Annotated in this window: 24 protein-coding genes; 20 read left to right on the top strand and 4 right to left on the bottom strand. The window is 70.8% G+C overall.

Annotated features, from left to right (window positions below):
* Positions 1 to 71: 71 nt before the first annotated feature.
* Positions 72 to 1,130 carry an LOG family protein gene (locus B0B14_RS09185; RefSeq protein WP_076681092.1) on the top strand — a complete coding sequence of 353 codons (1,059 nt, stop codon included), beginning with the start codon at positions 72 to 74 and terminating at the stop codon, positions 1,128 to 1,130.
* An 8-nt stretch (positions 1,131 to 1,138) separates the two neighbouring features.
* Here the strand turns inward: B0B14_RS09185 and B0B14_RS09180 are convergent, their stop codons facing one another.
* Positions 1,139 to 1,642, bottom strand: a complete 504-nt coding sequence (locus tag B0B14_RS09180) for a pyridoxamine 5'-phosphate oxidase family protein (protein ID WP_076681091.1) — start codon at positions 1,640 to 1,642, stop codon at positions 1,139 to 1,141.
* Positions 1,643 to 1,722: 80 nt separating this feature from the next.
* Entirely contained in the window at positions 1,723 to 2,541 is an 819-nt protein-coding gene (locus B0B14_RS09175) for a DUF1206 domain-containing protein (protein WP_076681090.1), read from the bottom strand.
* 75 nt (positions 2,542 to 2,616) lie between these two features.
* On the opposite strand from B0B14_RS09175, the gene B0B14_RS09170 reads away from it, so the two are divergent.
* The 5 genes from B0B14_RS09170 to rbfA all read left to right on the top strand — a co-directional run bounded on the left by B0B14_RS09170 (position 2,617) and on the right by rbfA (position 9,335).
* Complete coding sequence (locus B0B14_RS09170) at positions 2,617 to 4,452, top strand: alpha/beta fold hydrolase (protein WP_076681089.1); 1,836 nt, start codon at positions 2,617 to 2,619, stop codon at positions 4,450 to 4,452.
* Between the two features lie 96 nt (positions 4,453 to 4,548).
* A complete protein-coding gene (gene nusA / locus B0B14_RS09165; RefSeq protein WP_076681088.1) occupies positions 4,549 to 5,538 on the top strand; it encodes a transcription termination factor NusA in 990 nt (329 codons plus the stop codon).
* Positions 5,539 to 5,641: 103 nt separating this feature from the next.
* Positions 5,642 to 5,893, top strand: a complete 252-nt coding sequence (locus tag B0B14_RS09160; RefSeq protein ID WP_076681087.1) for a YlxR family protein — start codon at positions 5,642 to 5,644, stop codon at positions 5,891 to 5,893.
* Between the two features lie 112 nt (positions 5,894 to 6,005).
* Positions 6,006 to 8,786: a translation initiation factor IF-2 gene (gene infB, locus B0B14_RS09155; protein ID WP_076681086.1), complete on the top strand. Its 2,781-nt coding sequence runs from the start codon at positions 6,006 to 6,008 to the stop codon at positions 8,784 to 8,786.
* Positions 8,787 to 8,843: 57 nt separating this feature from the next.
* On the top strand, positions 8,844 to 9,335 hold the full coding sequence (gene rbfA / locus B0B14_RS09150) for a 30S ribosome-binding factor RbfA (protein WP_076681085.1): 492 nt from the start codon (positions 8,844 to 8,846) through the stop codon (positions 9,333 to 9,335).
* Between the two features lie 49 nt (positions 9,336 to 9,384).
* On the opposite strand, the gene B0B14_RS09145 is transcribed toward rbfA, so the two are convergent.
* Entirely contained in the window at positions 9,385 to 10,251 is an 867-nt protein-coding gene (locus B0B14_RS09145; RefSeq protein WP_076681084.1) for an HhH-GPD family protein, read from the bottom strand.
* Between the two features lie 51 nt (positions 10,252 to 10,302).
* Here B0B14_RS09145 and B0B14_RS09140 point away from each other — a divergent pair, with 51 nt between their 5' ends.
* The 10 genes from B0B14_RS09140 to B0B14_RS09095 are packed head-to-tail and all read left to right on the top strand — an operon-like array spanning position 10,303 to position 18,207.
* Positions 10,303 to 10,986, top strand: coding sequence for a nucleoside/nucleotide kinase family protein (locus tag B0B14_RS09140; protein ID WP_076681083.1), 684 nt, complete (start codon positions 10,303 to 10,305; stop codon positions 10,984 to 10,986).
* Positions 10,986 to 11,876 (top strand): tRNA pseudouridine(55) synthase TruB, encoded by an 891-nt coding sequence (truB, locus tag B0B14_RS09135; protein WP_076681082.1) that lies wholly within the window; start codon positions 10,986 to 10,988, stop codon positions 11,874 to 11,876. Before B0B14_RS09140 ends, truB begins: the two co-directional genes overlap by 1 nt.
* Positions 11,873 to 12,241, top strand: a complete 369-nt coding sequence (locus tag B0B14_RS09130) for a hypothetical protein (RefSeq protein WP_076681081.1) — start codon at positions 11,873 to 11,875, stop codon at positions 12,239 to 12,241. The genes truB and B0B14_RS09130 overlap by 4 nt, the downstream gene beginning before the upstream one ends.
* Positions 12,242 to 12,285: 44 nt before the next feature.
* Entirely contained in the window at positions 12,286 to 12,753 is a 468-nt protein-coding gene (locus tag B0B14_RS09125) for a hypothetical protein (RefSeq protein WP_076681080.1), read from the top strand.
* Complete coding sequence (locus B0B14_RS09120; protein ID WP_076681368.1) at positions 12,750 to 13,709, top strand: bifunctional riboflavin kinase/FAD synthetase; 960 nt, start codon at positions 12,750 to 12,752, stop codon at positions 13,707 to 13,709. The genes B0B14_RS09125 and B0B14_RS09120 overlap by 4 nt, the downstream gene beginning before the upstream one ends.
* Positions 13,706 to 14,464 (top strand): hypothetical protein, encoded by a 759-nt coding sequence (locus B0B14_RS09115; protein WP_076681079.1) that lies wholly within the window; start codon positions 13,706 to 13,708, stop codon positions 14,462 to 14,464. The genes B0B14_RS09120 and B0B14_RS09115 overlap by 4 nt, the downstream gene beginning before the upstream one ends.
* Before the next feature lie 21 nt (positions 14,465 to 14,485).
* A complete protein-coding gene (locus tag B0B14_RS09110) occupies positions 14,486 to 14,893 on the top strand; it encodes a hypothetical protein (protein ID WP_076681078.1) in 408 nt (135 codons plus the stop codon).
* Positions 14,890 to 15,897 carry a deoxyribose-phosphate aldolase gene (gene deoC / locus B0B14_RS09105; RefSeq protein ID WP_076681077.1) on the top strand — a complete coding sequence of 336 codons (1,008 nt, stop codon included), beginning with the start codon at positions 14,890 to 14,892 and terminating at the stop codon, positions 15,895 to 15,897. The genes B0B14_RS09110 and deoC overlap by 4 nt, the downstream gene beginning before the upstream one ends.
* Positions 15,898 to 15,904: 7 nt before the next feature.
* Entirely contained in the window at positions 15,905 to 17,347 is a 1,443-nt protein-coding gene (locus tag B0B14_RS09100; RefSeq protein ID WP_076681076.1) for an aldehyde dehydrogenase family protein, read from the top strand.
* Entirely contained in the window at positions 17,344 to 18,207 is an 864-nt protein-coding gene (locus B0B14_RS09095) for an aldehyde dehydrogenase family protein (protein ID WP_076681075.1), read from the top strand. Before B0B14_RS09100 ends, B0B14_RS09095 begins: the two co-directional genes overlap by 4 nt.
* Before the next feature lie 112 nt (positions 18,208 to 18,319).
* On the opposite strand, the gene B0B14_RS09090 is transcribed toward B0B14_RS09095, so the two are convergent.
* Complete coding sequence (locus tag B0B14_RS09090; protein WP_076681367.1) at positions 18,320 to 19,042, bottom strand: NRDE family protein; 723 nt, start codon at positions 19,040 to 19,042, stop codon at positions 18,320 to 18,322.
* A gap of 81 nt (positions 19,043 to 19,123) precedes the next feature.
* Here B0B14_RS09090 and coaBC point away from each other — a divergent pair, with 81 nt between their 5' ends.
* From coaBC to B0B14_RS09070, 4 genes are all read left to right on the top strand, one after another.
* Positions 19,124 to 20,365, top strand: coding sequence for a bifunctional phosphopantothenoylcysteine decarboxylase/phosphopantothenate--cysteine ligase CoaBC (gene coaBC, locus B0B14_RS09085; RefSeq protein ID WP_076681074.1), 1,242 nt, complete (start codon positions 19,124 to 19,126; stop codon positions 20,363 to 20,365).
* A gap of 73 nt (positions 20,366 to 20,438) precedes the next feature.
* Positions 20,439 to 21,338: a glycerophosphodiester phosphodiesterase gene (locus B0B14_RS09080; protein ID WP_076681073.1), complete on the top strand. Its 900-nt coding sequence runs from the start codon at positions 20,439 to 20,441 to the stop codon at positions 21,336 to 21,338.
* Positions 21,339 to 21,371: 33 nt separating this feature from the next.
* Positions 21,372 to 22,010 (top strand): hypothetical protein, encoded by a 639-nt coding sequence (locus B0B14_RS09075; protein WP_256714314.1) that lies wholly within the window; start codon positions 21,372 to 21,374, stop codon positions 22,008 to 22,010.
* A 333-nt stretch (positions 22,011 to 22,343) separates the two neighbouring features.
* On the top strand, positions 22,344 to 24,503 hold the full coding sequence (locus tag B0B14_RS09070) for a DEAD/DEAH box helicase (protein WP_076681071.1): 2,160 nt from the start codon (positions 22,344 to 22,346) through the stop codon (positions 24,501 to 24,503).
* Positions 24,504 to 24,579: the final 76 nt, after the last annotated feature.

Raw genomic sequence — 24,579 nt, 5'->3', positions numbered from 1 at the left:
CTCCGGCCGTTCGGGGCATCCGTTCACCGCGCCGTCGCCCACGGCGCGTGCGGACATGCGACGCTGGAGGCATGCCGGAGAACTCCCTCATCCCGTCCGAGGTCACCGACGACATCCGCAGGCTCATCGCCGATGCGGGCATCACCGATGAGGTCGACCTCGTCGCGCGCATCCTCGCCACCGGCGTGGGGCTCGGTCTCGACACCACGTCGCGGCTCGATCTGAAGATCACGTCCGCCGCTCTCACGGAGATGCGCGCGGCGTTCCGCCTCTTCGCCCCGTACCGCGACGTGCCCAAGGTCACGATCTTCGGCTCCGCCCGCACGCGTCCCGACGACGCGCTGTACCGGGCGGCCGCGGATGTCGCACGCGCCCTCGCCGAGCGGGAGTGGATGGTCGTCACGGGCGCGGGGCCGGGCATCATGCAGGCCGCGGCGGAGGGGGCGGGTCCGGCCTTCTCGATCGGGGTGTCGATCCGGCTGCCGTTCGAGGAGAAGCCCAACGCGCTGATCGCCGAGAGCGACAAGGTCGTGGCGATGAAGTACTTCTTCACCCGCAAGCTCATGCTGATCAAGGAATCCCATGGGTTCATCTGCGTGCCCGGCGGCTTCGGCACGCTCGACGAGCTCTTCGAGCTGCTCACGCTGCAGCAGACCGGCAAGGCGGAGCCGACGCCGATCGTGCTGCTCGATGCCCCCGGCGGCACGTTCTGGACCGGGTTCCGGCAGTACGTGCAGGATCAGCTCATCCCCTCGGGTGTCATCTCGCCGGATGACCTCGATCGCGTGCTCACCACCGACTCGGTCACCGTCGCGGCCGACGCCGTCACCGAGTTCTGGCGCAACTACGACTCGCTGCGGTGGGTGGGCAGGCGCCTCGTGCTGAGGCTCCGCTCGGAGCCGACGGATGCCGAGGTCGACGACCTCAACGCGCGGTTCGGTCACCTGCTGACGGGCGGTCGCATCGAGCGGAGCGGACCGCTCGCGGCCGAACGACGTGACGACGACCGCCTCGGTCTTCCTCGGCTCGTGATGGAGTACGACCAGTTCGACGTCGGTTCGCTGTTCCACCTCATCCGTGCCGTCAACGCACTGGAGAGCGCACCCGGAGGGCGCGCTCTCGCGAAGTGACGAAGCGGTCAGCCGACGATGCGACCGTGATTCATGATGTCGTCGTCGGGTGTGTCCTTCGTGAACAGCGACTTCAGCATGCCCGCCGCCATGACGATCTTGCCGTGGGCGGGCTCCCAGAACTCGGTCTCGACCGGCGTCACGCGCAGCAGTGCGATCCCGGGAGTGTCCAGGCCCTCTTCGAACCAGATGTCGAGGCTCGGCGTGTAGAGCTCCTTCATCTTCGCCTCGTCGTGCACGATGCTCGCCTTCCCGGCGACCGACACGTAGCGCATCCCCTTCGCGTCGCAGTACGACAGCCCTACGTCGCGGTCGGCCTTGGCCTCTTCGACCTTCTTGGTGTCTTCGGAGGTGAAGAACCAGATGTCGCCGTTCTCGTCCATCTGGCGTGTGCTCATGGGCCGGCTCACGAGGTTCCCGTCGCCGTCCTGTGTCGTCAGCATCGTGAAGTCGATGTCCTCCACGAGCTCCTTCGCCTTCGCGGCCGCTTCTGTTCCTGTGATCTCCGTCATACTCCGAGCGTCGCCCACGACCGGCGGCGACGTCACGGGATTGACAAGACGGATGCCGCGAACTACGCAGCGACCGAGGGTCAGAGCTTCGCGTACCGCGCGCGGAATCCGCAGAAGACGCCGTACGCGAGGAACCCCACGCCGACGATCCCCGCCAGGACGGGTCCGAACGGGAGGGCGAGGAGCGCATCGATCGCGCCGTCGAGGCCTCCCGCGGTATCCGGATCGAGACGCACCGTCGCGATCAGCAGCAGCACGCCGATGATGGCGAGCGCCACGCCCTTCGCGACGAATCCGACGACGCCGAGGGCCTCGATCCCGCGTCCGAGACCGCCGGAGGGGATCTCGACCTTGGTGCGGAAGCTGCGGCGGACGCCCATCACGAAGAACGCGATCCCGGCGATGAGGACGCCCAGCCCGACCGCGCCCAGCAGGAACACCCCGCCCGGGAGGGAGAGCACGCCGCGGCTGGTCACCTGTGCGGCCTCATCAGCGTCGGGACGGGCGCCGAGCGCGACGGCGGCCGAGATCGCGCCCAGTGCCGCGAAGACGGCGGCCTGGCCCCACTCCGACACCCGCAGGCCCCACTTCTTCGCGACGTCGGTCGCGTCGGACCCCGGGGCACGCGCGAGCAGTCCTTCAGCGAAGTGCCAGACGGCGAGCGCCCACAGGGCGACGGCGATCACCCAGAGCACGACGAACCCGAGGGGTGCCGCGGCGATGGCCTTGAAGGCGCCGGCCTGATCCGACTCGCCGCGCCCGCCGAGGGCGGCGACCAGGACGATCACACCGATCAGGATGTGCACGAGGCCGTTCGCCGCGAAGCCCGACCGTGCCAGGACGCGGAATGTCGCCGACGATTCGGCCGCGCGTGCCGCCCGCTTGGCCTCGGTGCGCATCACGCGACCCAGCGTACGGCCTCGCCATGCGCGCTCGCGGCGTCCTCCCGGGGAGGGGCCGAATAAAATGACGGAGTGACGGAGGCGGCGCAGTCCCATCAGCGCGCTCCGCGACGGAGCGCGCTGCCGCGGCTGCTCGATCGCACGGCAAGGCCTCCGCTGCTCATCGCGATCGGGTTCGTGATCGTCGTGCTCGGCATCCTGATCGTCTTCCGGCCGCTGACCTCGCTGGCCCTCCTCGGCGTGTACCTCGGCCTCAGCGCGATCGTCGCCGGTGTCCTCGATTTCGCCGGCGCCGAAGGATCGAGATGGCGCCGGGCGCTCGCGGCGGGCTGGGTGGTGGGCGGCATCGCGCTGCTGATCTGGCTCGGCCGCGACATCGACAACCTCCCGCCCACCCTCGGCGTGCTGCTCATGCTCGCGGGGCTCGCCTCCCTCGGTCAGGCCGTGTCGCGGGGGCGGTTCAGCCAGCGCATCCTCTCGGCGACGTGGGGCGGGTCGCAGATCGTCTTCGGCATCCTGGCCCTGACGTGGCCCGACGTCACCGTGCTGGTCGTCGCCGTCGTCTTCGGAGTGCGCACGATCGTCTTCGGTGCGGCGCTCCTCGTGCGCGGCGGCACGGCGCTGGCCGCGGTCGGTCGGTCATCCGCAGAGACGACGAAGCGCGCGGCATCCCGCGCACGCCGCGTCTGGGCGGATGTCGGCCGCATCGCCCTGTCGATGCTGCTCGTGGCGACGGCCGCCGGGGGATGGCTCCTGAGCGATTGGCTGGAGGCCGGCGCGCCGGTCGTCGACAGCTTCTACAACCCGCCGAGCGAGGTGCCCGCGGATCACGGCCGGATCATCCGGACGGATGCCTACACCGGCCGCGCGCCGCAGGGCGCCGAAGTGCGCCGCATCCTCTACACGACGCAGGATGCGCTGGGCCGGCCGGCGGTCGGCAGCGCGATGGTGATCGCACCGGCCGAGCCGCCGGAGCAGGGCCTTCAGCCGGTGGTGGTGTGGAACCACGGCACCACCGGAGTCGCGCGCGGCTGCGCTCCGAGCCTCAGCGACGGCACGGCGACGCAGTGGGCGATCCCCGGTCTCGACGAGGCGATCGCGCGCGGATGGATCGTCGTGGCCCCCGACTATTCGGGCCAGGGCGCTCCCGGCATCTTCCCGTACCTCATCGGCGAGGGCGAGGCGCGGTCGGCGCTGGATGCCGCGCTGGCGCTGCGCGAGCTGCCGCGGCTGCACCCGATGAGCCGGATCGCGGTGTGGGGCCACTCGCAGGGCGGCCACGCGGCGCTGTGGACCTCGCAGATCGCAGCGGAGTACGCGCCGCGCCTGACCGTCGTGGGAACCGCCGCGATCGCCCCGGCGGCCGACCCGGTCGCTCTGGCGGAGGAGCTCTCGCAGAGCGACGCCGGCGCGCTCCTGTCGGTGCTCGTGTCGTGGGTGCTCGTCCCGTACGCCGACACGTACCCGGAGATCGACCTCGACGACTACGTCACCCCCGGAGCCCGCACGATCGTGCGCGAGATGACGGCCCGATGCCTCAGCGAACCGGGCGTGATGGTCTCGGCGCTCACGGCGCTCGGGGTCTCGGAGGACCGCCCGCTCTACTCCGGCGACCTCACCAGCGGAACCCTGGGGCGCCGCCTCGCCCAGAACGTGCCGACGGGCCCGTGGACGGCGCCCCTGTTCATCGCATGGGGCGCCGAGGACGAGGTCATCCCGCCGTCGTCGCAGCGCGACTTCGTCGACAAGCTCTGCGAGGCCGGTCAGCCGCTGCGCGCCACGGAGTACCCCGACCGCATCCATCAGGACGTCCTGCAGCCGTCGTCGCCCCTCGTGCCGGTGCTGCTGCGGTGGACCGAGCTGCGCTTCACGCCCGCGACGACCGACATCGACTCCTGCACGCGCTGACCCGCTCCCGGTGATCCGAGGGCCGGCATCGGGTAACGTTGTGTGGATGCCGTGGCGGAGACAACGCCGGGCGAGAGCTGAATAGGGAAGGTCACCATGGACATCGATCTGGGTCTGCTGCGAACGGTCGAGCGCGAGAAGGAGATCCCCTTCGAGGAGCTCGTCAGCATCATCGAGCAGGCGATTCTGACCGCCTACGCCAAGCACACGTCGCCCACGGGCGAGCTTCCGGCGGGCGCGCGGGCGGTGCTCGACCGCAAGACCGGTCACGTCGCCGTGTTCGTGCCGCTGCTCGACGAGGATGAGATCGTCATCGGAGAAGAGGAGTCCACCCCCGAGGACTTCGGCCGCATCGCCGCGTTCGCCGCGAAGCAGGTCATCAGCCAGCGTCTGCGCGACATCGCCGACGACGCCGTGCTGGGGGAGTTCCGCGGCAAGGAGGGCGACATCGTCGCCGGCGTCGTGCAGCAGGGTCCGAACCCGCGCATGGTGCACGTCGACCTCGGCACCGTCGAGGCGATCCTGCCCCCCGAGGAGCAGGTCGCGGGGGAGCAGTACCCGCACGGCTCGCGTCTCCGCGTCTACGTCACCTCGGTCTCCAAGGGCACCAAGGGCCCGCAGATCACCGTCTCGCGCACGCACCCGGGCCTCGTGCGCAAGCTCTTCGCACTCGAAGTGCCCGAGATCGCGAACGGTCTCGTCGAGATCGTCTCGCTCGCCCGCGAAGCCGGTCACCGCACCAAGATCGCCGTCAAGGCCAACGACCCGACCATCAACGCCAAGGGCGCCTGCATCGGCGAGCTCGGCCGCCGCGTGCGCGCCGTCACCGAGGAGCTCAGCGGCGAGAAGATCGACATCGTCGACTACGACGCCGAGCTCGCCAAGTTCGTGGCGAACGCGCTGTCTCCCGCCAAGGTCACCTCGAGCTTCATCCTCGACGCGAACACCAAGGCCGTGCGGGCGCTCGTGCCCGACTACCAGCTGTCGCTCGCGATCGGCAAGGAGGGGCAGAACGCGCGTCTCGCCGCCAAGCTCACGGGCGCCAAGATCGACATCCAGCCCGACAGCATCCTCGAAGACGCCTGATCGGGCGTCCTGCGCGCGGCGCCCGGTGATGACGAAGGAGGTCCGGGGCATACCGCCCCGGTGATGACGAAGGGGGTCCGGGGCGTACCGCCCCGGTGATAACATGGTCCCTGTACGAACGTGCGTCGGATGCCGCGCGCGTGCTCCCCGATCCTCTCTCCTGAGAGTGGTCGCCGTGGATTCGGCCCTCGTCATCGACGTGGGCGCGAAGCTCTCGGGGCGGGGCGCGTGGGTGCACGAGACGTCCGAGTGCGTGGATGTCGCCATCCGGCGTCGCGCCTTCGTGCGTGCATTGCGTGTGTCGGGCCAGCTCGACACGCAGACCATCGAACGGCACCTGCAGCGAAAAGGCTGAACGGCTATGGAATCAAAGTGAACGGCTCGAAATGAGTCCCGTCCGCGACTAACGGTCTGCCCTGCCTGGGTGGATCCCAGACAGGAGAATTGTGGCAAACGCCAAACCCCGTGTGCACGAGATCGCCTCGGAGCTCGGAGTCGACAGCAAGGTGGCACTGGCCAAGCTCAAGGAGCTCGGCGAATTCGTGAAGAGCCCCTCGTCGACGATCGAGCCCCCCGTGGCCCGCAAGCTCCGCGCCGCCCTCGAGGCGGACGGTGCCAGCCAGTCGGCTGAGAAGCCCGCAGCGCCCGCTGCAGCCCGCCCCGCAGCGCCCGCACGCCCGGGCGCCCGTCCGGGCCCCGCACGCCCCGCCGCTCCTGCGGCGACTCCGGCTCCCGCGCCGGCCGCTCCCGCGCCGGCTCCCGCCGCTGCGGCGCCGGCCGCTCCCGCGCCGGCTGCTCCGGCCCCCGCCGCTCCGGCGGCGCCCGCCCCTGCCCCCGCAGCTCCGGCTGCACCGGCGGCAGCGCAGTCCACCGGTGACGGTGGCGCGACGCCGGCGGCACCCCGACCGGGTGGCGCACCGCGCCCCGGCAACAACCCGTTCGCCTCGGCTCAGGGCATGGGACAGCGTCCCGCCGGCCCGCGGCCGGGCAACAACCCCTTCGCCTCGGCTCAGGGCATGGGCCAGCGCCCCAGCCCGACTCCCGGCAACATCCCCCGTCCGCAGGCGCCGCGTCCCGGTGCCCCTCGCCCCGGCGCTCCGCGTCCCGGTGGCGCGGGTCGCCCCGGTGGCGGCGGGCGTCCGGGCGCTCCGTTCCAGCAGCGCCCCGGCGGTCCCGGTCGTCCCGGCGGTGCCGGCGGCGGCTTCCAGCGTCCCGGTGGAGCGCCCGGTGGTGCTCCGGCCGGTGGTTTCGCCGGTCGTCCCGGTGGTGGCGGCGGCCGTGGCCGTGGTCCCGGCGGTGGCACCGCGGGTGCCTTCGGCAAGGGCGGCGGCAAGTCGAAGCAGCGCAAGTCGCGTCGGGCGAAGAGGCAGGAATTCGAGATGCGGTCGGCGCCGGTCGTCGGTGGCGTCAACGTCTCCCGAGGCAACGGCGAGATCATCCGCATGCGCCGCGGCGCATCGATCGCCGACTTCGCCGACAAGATCGAGGCCATCACCGGCTACACCGTGCAGCCCGGCACGCTCGTGACGATCCTCTTCAACCTGGGTGAGATGGCCACGGCCACCGAGTCCCTCGATGAGGCGACGTTCGAGGTGCTCGGCGCCGAGCTGGGCTACAAGATCCAGATGGTCTCTCCCGAAGACGAAGACAAGGAGCTCCTCGAGGGCTTCGGTCTCGATCTCGAGGCCGAGCTGGAGGCGGAGAGCGAGGACGACCTCGAGATCCGTCCGCCGGTCGTCACCGTCATGGGTCACGTCGACCACGGTAAGACGCGCCTGCTCGACGCCATCCGCAAGACCAACGTGGTCGCGGGCGAGGCCGGCGGCATCACGCAGCACATCGGTGCGTACCAGGTCTGGACCGAGCACGACGGCATCGAGCGCGCCATCACCTTCATCGACACCCCGGGTCACGAGGCGTTCACCGCCATGCGCGCCCGTGGTGCGCAGGTGACCGACCTCGCGATCCTCGTGGTCGCCGCCGATGACGGCATCATGCCGCAGACGGTGGAGGCGCTGAACCACGCCCAGGCCGCCAACGTGCCGATCGTGGTCGCGGTGAACAAGGTCGACAAGCCCGACGCCAACCCGGCCAAGGTGCGCCAGCAGCTCACCGAGTACGGCCTGGTCGCCGAGGAGTACGGCGGAGACGTGCTGTTCGTGGATGTCTCGGCCCGTGACGGCCTCGGCATCCAGGAGCTCCTCGACGCGGTCCTCCTCACGGCGGACGCGGGTCTCGACCTCACGGCGAACCCGAACAAGGCCGCACGCGGTGTCGCGATCGAAGCGAAGCTCGACAAGGGCCGCGGTTCGGTGGCCACGGTGCTCATCCAGTCCGGAACGCTGCGCGTCGGAGACGCGATCGTCGCGGGCACGGCCTACGGCCGCGTGCGTGCGATGGCCGACGAGAACGGCGATCCCGTGCTCGAGGCCTGGCCGTCGCGTCCCGTGCAGGTGCAGGGTCTGAACTCCGTGCCCCGCGCCGGTGACACGTTCATCGTGACCGACGAGGACCGCCTGGCCCGCCAGATCGCCGAGAAGCGAGAGGCTGCCGAGCGCAACGCCCAGCTGGCCAAGGCCCGCAAGCGCATCTCGCTCGAGGACTTCACCCGCGCTCTCCAGGAGGGCAAGGTCGAGTCGCTCAACCTCATCATCAAGGGCGACGTGTCGGGTGCCGTCGAGGCGCTCGAGGAGTCGCTCCTCAAGATCGAGGTCGACGACTCCGTGCAGCTGCGCATCATCCACCGCGGTGTCGGTGCGATCACGGAGTCCGACGTCAACCTCGCGACGATCGACAACGCGATCATCATCGGGTTCAACGTGCGTCCCGACACGAAGGCGCGCGAGCGCGCCTCGCGTGAAGGCGTCGACACGCGCTTCTACTCCGTCATCTACAACGCGATCGACGACGTCGAGCAGTCCCTCAAGGGCATGCTCAAGCCGGAGTACGAAGAGGTCCAGTCGGGTGTGGCCGAGATCCGTGAGGTGTTCCGCTCCTCGAAGTTCGGAAACATCGCCGGTGTCATCGTCCGCTCGGGAACGATCACGCGCAACGCGAAGGCGCGCGTCATCCGCGACGGCGTGGTCCTCGCGGACGGCCTGGCCATCGAGTCGCTGCGTCGCTTCAAGGACGACGTCACCGAGGTGCGTACCGATTACGAAGCCGGCATCGGCCTCGGCAAGTACAACGACATCCAGGTCGGCGACGAGATCGAGACCACGGAGCTGATCGAGAAGCCTCGCGGCTGATCGCACAACGGTGAGGGGCGTCCATCGGACGCCCCTCACCTGTCGAAAGGAAGAGTCATGGCAAACGAACGTCAGGCACGGCTGGGCGACCGGATCAGGGTCATCCTCGCGGAGCGTCTGGAGAAGGGCCTCCGCGACCCACGGCTCGGGTTCGTCACGATCACGGATGTGCGCGTGACGGGCGACCTGCAGCACGCGTCCGTGTTCTACACGGTCCTCGGCTCGGCCGAGGAGCGCGACGCGTCGGCCCAGGCGCTGAAGGCCGCGACCGGCATGCTGCGCAGCGAAGTGGGCAAGCACCTGAACGTGCGCCTCACGCCGTCGCTCGAGTTCATCCTCGACGCGATCCCCGACAGCGCCGGCCACATCGCCGACCTGCTGCGCGAAGCGCGCGAGCGCGATGAGGCCGTCGCCGGCCTCGCCGCGGGCGCGCAGTACGCGGGAGACGCCGATCCGTACGTCAAGCCGCGCGAGTTCGACGAGGACGACGACGGCGACGACCCGGTCGAGGTCGTCGCCGGCACGGACGAGGAGTCCGACAAGGCGTGAATCGTCGAAGGGGCGGGGGGAGCGATCCCCCCGCCCCTTCCGCGTGCGCTCAGCGGGGGAGTCGGAGGGCTCCCGCCGAAGCCTCGGCGAGTCCGTCGGCGATGAGCGAGTCGATCGCGCGGTCGCGCTGGCGGGCATCGGGCCAGTCGGCGATCACGTCGTCGAGCGGCACCTCGTGCGAAGAGGCGTCGCGCAGCACCTTCAGGACGGCACCGCGGGCCTGCCGGTCGCTGCCCTCGTACTTCGCCTGGCGTCGTCGCTCGTCACCCGTGTCGGGATATCCATCCGCCCGCCAGGCACAGAGGGCGGCGAGCGGGCACGCCTCGCAGCGGGGCGCGCGGGCCGTGCACACGACGGCGCCGAGCTCCATGGCGGCGGCGTTGACGACCGCGGCATCGACGTCATCGGCCGGGAGGATCGCCTCCATGGCCGCGAGATCGCGCTTTCCCGGGGGCGAGGGATGGCTGCGCCCGTCGATCGCACGGGCGAGGACCCGTCGGGTGTTGGTGTCGACGACCGGATGCCGGTCGCCGAACGCGAAGACGGCGACGGCGCGCGCGGTGTAGTCGCCGATGCCGGTGAGGGCGAGCAGGGCCTCGACGTCGCGGGGGACTTCGCCGCCGTGCCGGTCGCGCAGCTCGACTGCCGCGCGGTGGAGCCACAGGGCCCGTCGCGGGTAGCCGAGATTCGCCCACTGACGCACCGCCTCCGCCGGCGGGTCGGCGGCCAGGTCGGTCGGTGTCGGCCAGCGCGCGAGCCAGGCATCCAGATGAGGGATGACGCGCGCGACCGGCGTCTGCTGCAGCATGAACTCGCTCACGAGCGTGCCCCATGCACCGAACCCGGGTCGCCGCCACGGCAGGTCTCGCGCGTTGTCGCGGTACCACGCGATGAGCGGTGTCGCGAGGTCGGGCATGGGGATCAGCCTAGGCGCGGGCGACGTGCACCGGCGTTCTAGGCTGGAGGCATGCGCCAGCCCACGACCCCCGTCACGACGCTCCAGCGCGAGCTGCGCGACGAGGTGCGGCGCGACTACCCGCGCGGACGCATCATCGTCGCGGTGGACGGGCGCGACGGGGCGGGCAAGACGATGTTCGCCGAGTCGTTCGCCCGAGTGTTCGCGGAGGACGGCTCGGCGGTGTTCCACGCCTCCATCGACGGCTTCCACCGTCCCCGCGAAGAGCGCTACGCACGTGGGCGCACGAGCCCGGAGGGCTTCTACCGCGATTCGTTCGACTACGCGACCTTCCGCCGCGTGCTGATCGACCCCTTCCGCGAAGGGGCGCGGATGCCCGACACGGGCTTCCAGCTCGCGGCGTTCGACGTGCAGCGCGACATCCCGGTCGAGTCCCGCTGGGTCACCGGCCCCGAGGATGCCGTGCTCATCGTCGACGGCATCTTCCTGAACCGTCCCGAGCTCCGAGGCATCTGGCACTGGTCGGTCTGGCTCGATGCGCCCGCGGACGTCGCGTTCGAGCGCATGGCCGCGCGCGACGGCGGCGACCCCGACTTCCTCGCGGAGTCGAACCGCCGCTACCGGCTCGGGATGGACCTGTACCTGAGAGACGGCGATCCGCGGGCCGCGGCATCCGCCATCGTCGACAACACCGACGTCGCCGCCCCGCGCCGCACGTTCCGGGACTTCTGCTGATGGCCGCAGCCTCGGTGCTCCTGGTCGACAAGCCGGGTGGCATCACCAGTCACGGCGTCGTCGCCCGCGCGCGCAAAGCCCTCGGCACCCGCAAGATCGGCCACGCCGGCACGCTCGATCCCATGGCCACGGGGCTCCTCGTGCTCGGGGTCGAGGGCGCGACCCGCCTGCTGACCTACGTCGTGGGCCTCGACAAGACCTACGAGGCGACGATCCGCCTCGGCGTGGCGACCGACACCGACGATGCCGAGGGCGAGATCACCAGGCGGACGGATGTCTCCGCCCTCACCACGGACCGGATCGAGGCCGCGATCGCTCCGCTCCGCGGCCGCATCTCCCAGGTGCCCAGCAGCGTGTCGGCCATCAAGGTCGCGGGGCGACGCGCCTACGACCTCGTGCGAGCCGGCGAAGACGTGGAGCTGAAGGCCCGCGAGGTCGAGGTGACCAGGTTCGACGTGCTCGACGTGCGGGCGGATGCCGGTGACGTCGTGGATGTCGACGTCGTCGTGGACTGCTCCAGCGGCACCTACATCCGTGCCCTCGCCCGCGACCTGGGTGCGGCGCTCGGTGTCGGCGGGCACCTCACGGCCCTCCGGCGCACGCGCATCGGTCCATTCGACGTGCAGGATGCGGCATCCCTCGACGACCTCGCCGTCGCAGAGGGACTGGCCCCCGCCGACGCTGCCACGGCCGTGCTGGGACGACTGGCGGTGACCGCCGACGAGGCGCGGGATCTCCGCCACGGCAAGCGACTGGCCGGTGCCGCGGCGAGGCTGCCGTCCGTGCCGTCCGCGGCCGTCGATCCCGCAGGCGTCCTCGTCGGAATCGTCGAGAAGCGCGGGGACGACGTCAAGAGCGCCATGAACATGCCCGAGGAGGCATCCGGATGATCCTCTGGTTCACGATCGCCCAGGTCGGCGTCGCGGTCGCCGCCGGGCTCCTGTGTCTCATCCTCGGATTCGCCGGTCGGCGTCCGAGCGACCTCTCGGTCGGGGCGCTCGGGCTCGTCGAAGTGCTGCTGCTCACCCAGATCGTCGTCGCGATCGTCGCCCCGCTCGCCGGGAACCCGCCCACCGGATCGCTCCTGGAGTTCTGGGTCTACCTCGTGTCGGCGGCCCTGCTTCCCCCGGCGGCCGTCGTCTGGGCGCTTCTGGAGCGCAGCCGCTGGAGCACGGTGATCATGGGTGTCGCAGCTCTCGCGGTCGCCGTCATGGTGTGGCGGATGCACGCCATCTGGACGGTCCAGGTCGCCTGACCGGCGCTCCCCGGCGACGGCATCCGTCCTAAGCTGGTGAGGCGATGTCCTCCTCCACACCCCCTGCTCCGCGCCGCCGCATGTCCGGCATCGGCCGCGTCCTCGTGATCGTCTACGCCATCATGGCGCTCGCCGCGACCGGGCGCTCGTTCGTCCAGATCGTCGAGAAGTTCGACCAGGCGCCGCTCGCGTACACGCTCTCGGCGGTGGCCGCCGTCGTGTACATCGTCGCGACCCTCGCCCTCGTGTTCGCGGGGTCGCGCACGTGGTACCTCGTCGCGTGGATCGCGATCTCGTTCGAGCTCGCGGGAGTGCTCATCATCGGCACCCTGTCGCTGCTGCTCCCGGCGATCTTCCAGCACCCGACGGTGTGGTCGTGGTTCGGCTACGGCTATCTCTTCATCCCCCTCGTGCTGCCCTTCTTCGGACTGTGGTGGCTCGTGACGCATCCGCCGCACTCGGCCGTCGCCGCGGCGCCGGCCGAGGAGCCCGCGGCACGGGTGTCGTGGTGATCGTCTTCCGCGAGCCGACCGATGTCCCGGCCGGCTTCGGTCCGTCGGTGGTCGCGATCGGCAAGTTCGACGGCGTGCACGCGGGCCATCGCGCCATCCTCGAACGCGCGCGCGTCGAGGCCGCCACCGGCGACGCCCAGGTCGTCGCGGTCACGTTCGACCGCAATCCGCTCGCGCTCCTGAGGCCCGAGCTGTGCCCCGAGAGCCTCATCGGCGCGACGCAGAAGATCCAGCTCCTCGGCGAGACCGGCATCGACGCGACGCTGCTGCTGCGCTTCGACGAAGCGCTCGCCAACCTGACCCCGCGGGAGTTCGTGGAGAGCATCCTCGTCCGCGCACTGGGAGCGCGCAGCGTGCTCGTGGGAGCGGATTTCCGCTTCGGCCGCGGCGGAGCGGGAACCCCCGACGTGCTGCGCGAGCTGGGAGCCGAGTTCGGCTTCCGCGTCGACGTCGTCGGCGACGTGCGCTCGCTCGACGCCGACCGTCGGGTGTCGTCCACGTGGATCCGCGAGCTTCTCGCCGTCGGAGACGTCACGACGGCGGCGAAGCTGCTCGGCCGCGCGCCGTACGTCTGGGGCGAGGTCGTCCATGGCCTGAAGCGCGGGCGGGAGCTCGGCTACCCGACCGCCAACCTGTCCGTCGATCTCGAGGGGTTCGTCCCGGCCGACGGCGTCTATGCCGGATGGCTGATCGACGAGGGCTCGGCCGATGGCCTGCGCCCCGGCATCCGCTACCCCGCCGCGATCAGCGTCGGCACCAACCCGACGTTCGACGATATCGTCGCGCGCCAAGTCGAGGCCTACGTGCTCGACGAGACGGATCTCGACCTGTACGGACACCTCGTCGAGGTGCAGTTCGTCTCCCGCGTCCGCGGCATGGTGGCCTTCGAGGGGATCGATGCGCTGAAGACGCAGATGGCGGATGACGTCGTCCGGGTCCGCGGGGCTCTCACATGACCCGCGAGGGCTCGGCGCCGCGCGACCGGCTGCGACTGTTCCGGAGGATCGTCGTCGCGGTGATCATCGCGTCATTCGGTATCGCGGCCCTCGGCGGCATCGTCGTGCTGCTCGGCGGTTCGCTGGGGGACGACGGCTGGCGCGTCCTGAGCACGACGGCCGTCATCGGCGCGTTCAGCATCGCCGTGCTGTGCTGCGCGGCCCTCGCCGGGCGGCGCCTGCGCGTCTTCGGGATCGTCGGCGCGATCGTGTCGGTGCTGTCGGCGGGCCTCGTGGTCTGGCTGATCTGGTATCGCGGCCCGTTCACCCCGCCCTTCGATGCGCTCCTGGAACTCACGTGGAGCGGGATCGCTCTGACCGTCGCGTTCGCGTTCGCCTCACTCCTACTCCTGCTCGCCGACCGCGACCAGCCGGCCGTCCGGATCGGCCTCGTCGCCACCCTCGCGCTGTTCGCGATCGTGCTCGGCCTGACCCTGTATGCGATCTGGTGGTCGGAGACGATCCGAGGCGACACGTTCGGCCGCGTCGTCGGCGTGTTCGCGATCCTCGCGGCACTCGGCGCGGTGATCGTCCCCGTCGTGTCGCTCCTCCTGCGCGCTCCCCGCGAGCGTCCGGCGGCCTCGTCCGCCGCCGTGTCGCGCCTCGAGGCCGAAGCCGCCCACCGCGGCTTGACGCCCGACCAGCTGCTCGACCAGCTCCTCGGGCAGGCACCGCCGACGCCCGGGATGCCGACGACGCCCGTAGACCCGCGCTGAGGCCCGCTCTACGATCGAGACGTGGACGCCGCCTTCGTCACCTTCGTCGCCGACGTCTCCGCGACGGCCAAGCCGGTCAACCTCTGGGGCGCCCTCGGCTGCGCGGTCGCGTACTCGGCGGCGCTGCTCGCCACCCTCGACGCCTTCGCCGACCTCATCCTCGCCCGGGACGACGCGCCCGCCGGAAAGCTGACTCCGGCGGTAGGATTGAAGTTCGGCTCGAAACTGGCCGCAGCGGCCATCGCGGTCGTGGCAGCCGGAATCGTGCTGGCGCTCGATGCGAACTGGTTCGCATTCTTCGCGCTGACGATCGCCTTCGCGGTCGTCGTCGCCATCGGCGTCGTGGTGCTGCTGCGACACGCGAGCCATCCGCCCGCCATGGGCGAATCGCGGGGGATCACCCCGCTTCCGACAGAGGGGAATCCATGAGTCGCACCGATCTGCAGACGCTGCCCGAGCGGGCGGTCGCGCTGCTCGGCGGGGAGCCCGACGACACCACGCTGCGCCGCTACCTCCACGGACTCGCCGGCGTCGACGCCGTGGGTCTCGAGCAGCGCGCCGCTGACCTCGGCACCCGGTCGATCAAGACGACGTCCAAGGCCTGGGCTCTCGACAAGATCATCGAGCTCATCGACCTGACCACGCTCGAGGGCGCCGACACGCCCGGCAAGGTGCGCTCGCTCGTCGCGAAGGCGCTGAACCCGGATGCCTCCGACCCCGCGTGTCCGCGGGTGGCCGCCGTGTGCGTCTACGGCGACATGGTGCCGTACGCCGTCGAGGCCCTCGGCTCGGCGCACGGCGACCCGGACGACGGCGGAGTGAGCGTCGCGGCCGTGGCGACGGCGTTCCCCAGCGGCCGCGCGTCGATGGACATCAAGCTCGCCGACACCGCGGAGGCCGTCGCGGCCGGAGCCGACGAGATCGACATGGTGATCGACCGCGGGGCGTTCCTCGCCGGGCGGTACGGCCTCGTCTTCGATCAGATCGCCCGTGTCAAGCAGGCCTGCCGTCGAGAGGACGGAACGTACGCGTCGCTCAAGGTGATCCTCGAGACCGGTGAGCTGAAGACGTACGACAACATCAAGCGCGCATCGTGGTTGGCCATCCTCGCCGGCGGCGACTTCATCAAGACCTCGACCGGCAAGGTGCAGCCCGCTGCCACCCTGCCGACGACCCTCCTGATGCTCGAGGTCGTGCGCGACTGGTACCGCGCGACCGGCGAGAAGATCGGCGTGAAGCCCGCCGGCGGCATCCGCTCGTCGAAAGACGCCATCAAATACCTCGTGACGGTGGCCGAGATCGCGGGGGAGGAGTGGCTCCAGCCGCACCTGTTCCGCTTCGGTGCGTCGAGCCTGCTCAACGACGTGCTCCGTCAGCGGCAGAAGCTCGCGACCGGCCACTACACCGGCGCCGACTACGTGACGATCGACTAGGACAGACATGAGTTTCCTCGAATACGCCCCCGCACCCGAGTCCCGCTCGATCCTGTCGCTGAAGGACGAGTACGGACTCTTCATCGACGGCGAGTTCCGCCCCGGCACCGGCGAGACCTTCGCCACGATCTCCCCGGCCGACGAATCCCACATCGCGACGATCGCATCGGCGAGCGAAGCGGATGTCGATGCCGCCGTTCGCGCAGCGCGTCGCGCCTACGACAAGGTGTGGTCGAAGATGAGCGGCCGCGACCGCGGCAAGTACCTCTTCCGCATCGCGCGCCTCGTGCAGGAGCGGGCACGCGAGCTGGCCGTGGCCGAGAGCCTCGACAACGGCAAGCCCATCAAGGAGAGCCGCGACGTCGACGTTCCGCTCGTCGCCGCATGGTTCTTCTACTACGCCGGCTGGGCCGACAAGCTCGACTACGCCGGGCTCGGCGCGAACCTGCGCGCGCTCGGTGTGGCCGGGCAGGTCATCCCGTGGAACTTCCCGCTGCTCATGCTCGCGTGGAAGCTCGCTCCCGCGCTCGCTGCGGGCAACACCGTCGTGCTGAAGCCCGCCGAGACCACGCCGCTCACGGCGCTCCTGTTCGCCGAGATCCTGCAGCAGGCAGACCTCCCGCCCGGTGTCGTCAACATCGTGACGGGCGCCGGCGCCACGGGTGCGGCCGTCGTGCGGCATCCGGACGTGGACAAGGTGGCGTTCACCGGCTCGACCGGCGTCGGCCGGGAGATCGCCAAGGCGGTGGCGGGCACCGACAAGAAGGTCACGCTCGAGCTCGGCGGCAAGGCCGCGAACATCATCTTCGACGACGCCCCCATCGAGCAGGCCGTCGACGGAATCGTCACGGGCATCTTCTTCAACCAGGGCCAGGTCTGCTGCGCGGGCAGCCGTCTGGTCGTGCAGGAGTCGATCCACGACGAGGTCGTCGATCGTCTGAAGGCGCGGCTGTCGACGCTGCGCCTCGGAGATCCCCTCGACAAGAACACCGACATCGGAGCGATCAACTCCCTCGCGCAGCTGAACCGCGTCCGCGAGCTCAGCCGCATCGGCGAGGAGGAGGGTGCGCAGCGCTGGACCGCGGACTGCGCGATTCCCGACAAGGGCTTCTGGTTCGCACCGACGGTCTTCACGAACGTGCAGTCCAGCCACCGCATCGCCCGGGACGAGATCTTCGGACCGGTGCTCTCGGTGCTCACCTTCCGCACGCCCGACGAGGCGATCGCGAAGGCGAACAACACGCCGTACGGCCTCTCGGCCGGCATCTGGACCGAGAAGGGGTCGCGCATCCTCGCGGTCGCCGATCGCCTTCGGGCCGGTGTCATCTGGGCCAACACGTTCAACCGCTTCGATCCGTCGAGCCCGTTCGGCGGCTACAAGGAGTCCGGCTACGGCCGCGAGGGCGGCCGTCACGGCCTGCTCGCCTACCTGAAGGGAGCCGGCAAGTGACCAAGCGTCTCGCCGTGCCGAAGACCTACAAGCTCTACATCGGCGGCAAGTTCCCGCGTACGGAGTCCGGCCGCACCTACGAGGTCGTCTCGCCGAAGGGCGAGTTCCTCGCGAACGCGGCGCTCGCGTCGCGCAAGGACGGTCGGGATGCCGTCGAGGCGGCTCTCGCGGCCGCGAAGCCGTGGTCGGGGGCCACCGCGTACAACCGCGGACAGGTGCTGTACCGCGTCGCCGAAGTGCTCGAGGGCCGCCGCGCGCAGTTCGTCGACGAGATCGTGCAGCAGACCGGCGCCTCCGTATCGGCGGCCAACGCCGAGGTCGACGAGGCGATCGATCGCTGGGTCTGGTACGCCGGCTGGTGCGACAAGTACGCACAGGTGACCGGTGGTGCGAACCCCGTCGCCGGCCCGTACTTCGACATCTCGGTGCCCGAGCCCACCGGCGTCGTCGGCATCGTGGCGCCGCAGGACTCGGCGCTCGTCGGCCTCGTGTCGGCGGTCGCTCCGGCCCTCGTGGCGGGCAACACCGTCGTCGTGATCGCATCGCAGCAGTTCCCGCTGTCGGCGATCAGCCTCGCCGAGGTGCTCGCGACCTCCGACGTCCCCGGAGGCGTCGTGAACGTCCTGACGGGCTCGCCGGCCGAGATCGCGCCGTGGATCGCCTCGCACCCCGACGTCGCTGCTCTCGACCTCGTGGGCGCCGGCGGCATCGACTGGGTGTCTCTGCAGATCGCGGCCGCCGAGACGCTCACGCGCGTCCTCCCGCCGGAGCAGGGTCCGGATGCCGCGACCCCGAGCCTGCAGCGCATCACCGCGTTCACCGAGATCAAGACGGTCTGGCACCCGAAGTCGATGGCCTGACCGGCATCCGCTCTTCCTCGCGACAGGGGATTCGCGCCGAACCAGGGGCCTGAGAGACCTGTGTCGGCCCGAATCCCCTGTCTCGAGGTCGGGGCAGGGTGAGTCGCGCCGGTCAGGACAAGGTGAGGGCGTTCCACTCGCCGGGTTCGGTGAGCTCGCCGTAGCGCACGTCCGCGCGCCCCGGCGACACCTCCGCCGCGCACAGCAGGAGCGACAGCGTGGGGTAGCCGAGCGGACGGTTGTCGCGGATGATCGCCGCCTCGTCGGCCGCCGGGAGCTCGGACGAGCGCGCGAGGACGTCGAGCCACGGGGTCCACCACGCCTCCGCGTCGGCGTGCGGGGCGTCGCGGAACTCCGGCAACCACCGCTGGATGCGACCCGTCGCGGGGTCGTCGACGTCGTCGTGGGCGATCATGTGGGTGCCCGGAGCGAGTTCGGTCGTGCGCACCGCGTCGCCGTCCCACGTCACGACGCGCGCCGAGGCTCCGTCGACCTCGACGAGGTTGAAGCCGTGCGTCGCAGGCTCGGAGCCCGACTCGGGTGAGGTCCCCGCCACCGAGGCGAGCACGAGGCCGCCGCGGGACACGAGCTCGTCGCCGGGGCGTGTCGACACGTCGGCGCGGTTCAGCAGCACCGAGAGCCGGCCGTGCGCGGGATCGGCCGCGAGCCAGGCGCCGCCCGCACGGCTGTCGCGGACGCCCACGACACCGGGGTGCGTCTCGGGCCACGAGGGCCCCAGCGCGTCCCACGCACGGTGCGGATCCTCGTCCCGGACGGCGAGCAGCCGCACGGGCTCGTGCGGGGCTGCGGGGACGCGGATGATCACGGTGCACATCGGGCGGGTTCTCTCCGATCGGATGGATGCGGTCTGCGTCGACCTCGCCACCGCCGCGCTGCGGCGTGGGAGGATCGGAGCGTGTTCGTCGTCGTGGGTGTCTCAGGCGGCATCGCCGCGTACAAGGCGGTGCAGCTCGTCCGTCTCTTCGTGCGGGGCGGGCATGACGTGCACGTCGTCCCCACTGATGACGCTCTGCGGTTCGTGGGTATTCCCACGTGGGAGGCCATCAGCCGCAACCCCGTGACGACATCGGTGCACGACGACGTCGCGAGTGTGCGGCACGTCGCTCTCGGTCAGTCCGCCGATCTCGTCGTGGTCGCGCCCGCGACCGCGAACACGCTGGCGAAGATGGCGGCCGGACTCGCGGGCGATCTGCTGGGCACCACCCTACTTGCCACGACGGCGCCGGTCGTGGTCGCCCCTGCCATGCACACCGAGATGTGGCGGCATCCGGCCACGACCGCGAACGTGAGGACCCTCCGCGAGCGGGGCGTGCACATCGTGGGTCCCGCCGACGGAGAGCTCACCGGCGGCGACAGCGGGCCCGGCCGCATGTCCGAGCCCGACGACATCCTCGCCGCCGCACTGGCGGTCGCAGCTCCGCGCACCGACCTCGCCGGCATGACGGTCGTCGTCAGCGCCGGCGGCACACGGGAGCCCATCGACCCGGTGCGCTTCCTCGGCAACCGCTCCAGCGGACGCCAGGGCGTCGCCGTCGCGCTCGCCGCCGCCGACCGCGGAGCGCAGGTCGTGCTGATCGCCGCCCACGTGGACGAGGGAGTGCTGGCCGAGGCATCCGCTCATCGGCGCCTGCGCGTGCAGCATGCCGGCACAGCGCAGGAGCTTCAGGATGCCGTGACCGCCGCAGCCGAGTCCGCCGACGTCGTCGTGATGGCGGCGGCCGTCGCCGACTACCGCGTCGCCGAGGTGTCGCCGGCGAAGCTCACGAAGGAGTCTGCTGCGGGGGCGGGGCTCACCCTCGAACTCGTCGAGAACGCCGACATCGTGGCGGGGCTCGCGCGCGATGCCCCGGCCGGTCGGACCGTCGTCGCCTTCGCCGCCGAGACTCCGCAGGAGGGCGAGACGCTCGTCGAGCGCGCGCGCCGCAAGGCCCTGCGGAAGGGCGTCGACCTGCTCGCGGCGAACGAAGTCGGGTGGGACAAGGGCTTCGAGGGCGCCGAGAACGCCCTCGTCTTCGTCGACGGCCGCGGAGTCGTGAGGGGGGAGTCCGCGGGCACGAAGCGAGAGGTTGCGGAAGCGCTGTGGGATGCCGTCATCGCTGTGCGACGCGACACGCGAGCGACTCCCGAAAAAGCGTAACGAAAAGGTAACGGCGCATGTAGAGTGGGCGCCACGTCGAAGAAGACGTGACGTCACACGAAGGACATACCCGATGCCCGACGAAGCCACATCCGTCCGCGCGAGCGACCGGATGCAGGCCCTCGTGGTGGTGTGCGTGCTCGCTGTCGCGAGCATCGCGATCGCCCTGATGGGGGTCACTCCTGCGCGCGTGAGTGCGACCGAGCTCATGGGCGACGTGCGCACGCCCGGCGAGCAGGCCTTCATCGCCAGCCATCGAGGCGGGGGAGCGACCGCGCCGGAGAACACGCTGCCGGCGATCGAGGCCGCGCTGTCGGGCGGGTTCGACTACGTCGAGGTCGACGTCACCCTCACGGCGGACCGGCATCCGGTGCTCCTGCATGACGCGACCGTCGACCGCACGACCGACGGGCGCGGACGCGTCTCCGAGCTCCCGCTCGATGCCGTGCGCGCCCTCGACGCCGGATCGTGGTTCTCCCCGGAGTTCGCCGGAGCGCTCGTTCCGACGTTCGCGGAGTTCCTCGCCGTGCTGGAGGCCTCGCGCGGACGGGCGCTCGTCGAGCTCAAGGGCGTGTGGGATGCCGAGGCGATCACGGGTCTCGTGGCCGAGATCGACGCGCGCGACCTCGAACGACGCATCGTCGTGTCGAGCTTCGACGCGCGGTCGCTGGCGCTCGCCCGTCAGGCATCCGAGGTCATCCCGCGTCTGGTGATCCTCAAGAAGGTGCCGCAGGACGTCGTGGGAGCGGTCGAGGAGATCGGAGCGCGCGGCGTCGTGATCGACCGCCGCGCCGTGCTGCAGCGGCCGGAGCTCGTCGACGACCTGCACGCGGCCGGTCTCCGCGTGGTGGTCTACACCCTCAACAGCGACACGCAGTGGGACGAGGTCACGGCGCTCGGCGTCGACGGGATCGTGACCGACGATCCCGGCACGCTGTCGAGCTGGCAGGAGACGGTGGCGGGCGGGGAGTAGGGTCGGGGGACACCTCGATCCATGGAGGCTTCTGTGCCCACCGCTCTGCAGCGCGCCCGCATCCTCGGCGTCGCCGCGGCCCTCTCGATCGCGACTCTCGCGCTCGCGGGCTGCCAGCCCGAGCCCACCCCCAGCGCGAGTTCGTCGCCGACGCCGACGGCTTCCGCAGCGCCCTCCCCGAGCGCCACCGGGTCGCCGACGCCGACGCTCGGACCCGACGACATCACGCTGCCCGCCGACTGCGACTCGATCTACTCGCCGGCCATGCGCGCCGCGCTCGAAGCGGCCGATCCGCCGCTGAACGACCCCGGCCTGACCCTCGGCTCGTCGCAGATCGTCGAGGCGCTCGAACTCCTCGACTCCGGCATCCCGACGCTGCGCTGCACGTGGGGCGTGCCCAGCGAGCAGGGCCTCGCCACGAACGTGTCGCTGATCGCGCAGGAGCAGGCGCAGGAGCTCATCGTCGCGCTCCAGGCGGTCGGCTTCCTCTGCGACCCCGTCGCCAGCGGAACGCTGTGCGCCCTCGAGCGCACGACGATCGATCTCGACGACAACCAGGTGAGTCTGGGCGAGTCGCACTTCTTCCGCGGCAACGGCTGGGTCTCCACGTCGTGGGTCGGCTTCATCGTCGACGGCTACACGGAGGACGTCGCGGCGACGCTCTGGGGCTGAGACACCCGTCCGTCGACGTCTCGCAACGCCGTCTTCGCACGCGCTTCCGCTCGTCCGGCGGCGTATGCGGCTAGAATGAGCCTCGGAGCCACTGCCCCGACGCCGCAGCTCGCAGAAGCGAGTGCCCGCGGCCGGAGAAGACCCCGGCTCCGATCCGCGTCAGCGACGGACGTGTCGACAGGCACAGCGTCGGTGGTCACGGTGTCGAACGGCCCCGCGCTCACCGACACCGCGTCGACGGGGCGTCCGACACCTCGGGCGCCCGCGGAACAGTCCTCACCCGGCCCTCGCCGGACAACGCCGGATGATCCGGCTCACACGCTCAGGAGGAGCATGCCGACCACGGCATCCGCCGCTCGCACATCGCAGCGACGCCGCAAGCCCTCGCCGTCCCGCCGCGACGACGAAGCCCCCATCATCCCGATCCTCGCCCGGAAGGTGCGCGAGATCGAGGCCAAGGCGCAGCGCGCCAAGCTCGGACCCACGAACCGCGTCAAGTTCCAGGTCATCGCCTTCCTCGTCCGCGAGGAGCGCGCGAAGATCAAAGCCGATCCCGAGCTGGCCGACTCCGCGCGCGCCGAGCTGCTCAAGCGCCTCGACGGCGTCGCGACGATCCTCGCCAAGACGGCGGCGCGCGACACCTCCCTCATCCAGCTGCTCGAGGTCGACCAGGCCACCTCGCCGGTCGCCAAGCGCATGCGCCGCGACTGGCTGCTCGAATCGGGTGCGGAGCTCGCGCCCGACGAGCTGATCATCACGGATGTCGCCCCCGTGCGCGCTCCCGTCGTGCCGGCCGCGCTCGCCGAGCGCCAGGTCGTGCCGCCGCAGGTCGACGCGCGCCGCGAGGCCAACCCGTTCCTGCCGCCCGACCTCACCCCCCGCGCTCCGAAGGAGACCCCGCGTCGTCGCCTCGACGGCTGGGAGCTCATGGGTCCGCTCTACAAGGCGTTCGAGTCCGGTGCCGGCGGCGGCACGGCATCCATGGAGCTGCCGCCCGTTCCCGAGTTCGACCGCCTGTCGCCCAAGGGCCTCGAGATCATGGTGCACCAGTCGCGCTTCCTCGAGGCGGTCCGCGAAGGGCACCGCACGTTCCTGCTGGCCGACGAACCCGGCCTCGGCAAGACCGCGGAGTCGGTGCTCGCGGCATCCGTCGCCGACGCCTACCCGCTGCTGGTCGTCGTCCCCAACGTCGTGAAGATGAACTGGGCCCGTGAAGTGGAGCGCTGGACGCCGCAGCGCCGCGCGACGGTCATCTCGGGCGACGGGGAGGACATCGACGCCTTCGCCGACGTCTTCATCGTCAACTACGAGATCCTCGATCGGCACCTGTCGTGGTTGAGCGCGATCGGCCTCAAGGGCATGGTCGTCGACGAGGCGCACTTCATCAAGAACCTCACCTCGCAGCGGTCGCAGAACGTGCTCGCGCTCGCGACCCGCATCCGCGAGCAGGTCCGCGATCCGCTGCTGCTCGCCCTCACGGGAACGCCCCTCATCAACGATGTCGAGGACTTCGACGCGATCTGGCGCTTCCTCGGCTGGACCAACGGCGAGAAGCCGGGCCCCGTCCTCATGGAGCGCCTCGACGAGACCGGGCTCACGCCCGCCGACAAGGCCTTCTACCCCGAAGCGCGCGACGCCGTCATCTCGATGGGCATCGTGCGCAGGCGCAAGAAGGATGTCGCGGCCGACCTCCCCGACAAGCTCATCGCCGACCTCCCCGTGGAGCTCGACGACGAGTTCGGCCGGTCGATCCGCCAGGCCGAGCGCGAGCTCGGACACCGTCTCGCCGACAAGTACCGCCGCATCCTCGAGGCCCGCGGCGACCGCGGGCTCGCCCCCGGCGAGGTCGACGACGACATCGTGCGCCTCGTGGCGCACAACGAGCTCGAAGAGTCCAAAGCGGCCGGCACCGGCGGCGACAACGTGTTCACCATGGTGCGCCGGATCGGCCAGGCCAAAGCGCAGCTCGCTGCGGACTACGCCGTGCAGCTGCAGCGCTCGGTGGGCAAGGTCGTGTTCTTCGCGAAGCACATCGACGTCATGGACAAGGCCGAGGCGCACTTCGCGGCCGCCGGTCTGAAGACGGTGTCGCTGCGCGGCGACCAGACCTCGACCGCGCGTCAGGCCGCGATCGACGCCTTCAACAACGACCCGTCGGTCGGCGTCGCCGTATGTTCGCTCACGGCGGCCGGTGTCGGCGTGAACATGCAGGCGGCGTCGAACGTCGTGCTGGCCGAGCTGTCGTGGACCGCGGCCGAGCAGACCCAGGCGATCGACCGCGTGCACCGCATCGGCCAGGACGAGCCCGTCACGGCGTGGCGCATCATCGCGGCCCACACGATCGACACGAAGATCGCCGAGCTCATCGACTCGAAGCAGGGCCTCGCCGCTCGCGCGCTCGACGGTGAGGCCGTCGATCCGCAGTCGAGCGATTCCGTGCAGCTGTCGGCGCTCATGCACCTGCTGCGCCAGTCGCTCGGCGGCGAGCTGTAGGAGTAAGTCACGGCCGCTCGTGTGGCAGGGGCGAGGCATCCGGCGATAGTGTCTGAGAGGCACCGTCGCCGTCCCC

The organism is Microbacterium sp. RU33B (genome assembly GCF_900155915.1).
In the GTDB taxonomy this organism is placed as follows: Bacteria; Actinomycetota; Actinomycetes; order Actinomycetales; family Microbacteriaceae; genus Microbacterium.
The sequence above is the reverse complement of the archived record's forward strand: the minus strand, read 5'-3'. Positions and strand labels throughout refer to the sequence as shown.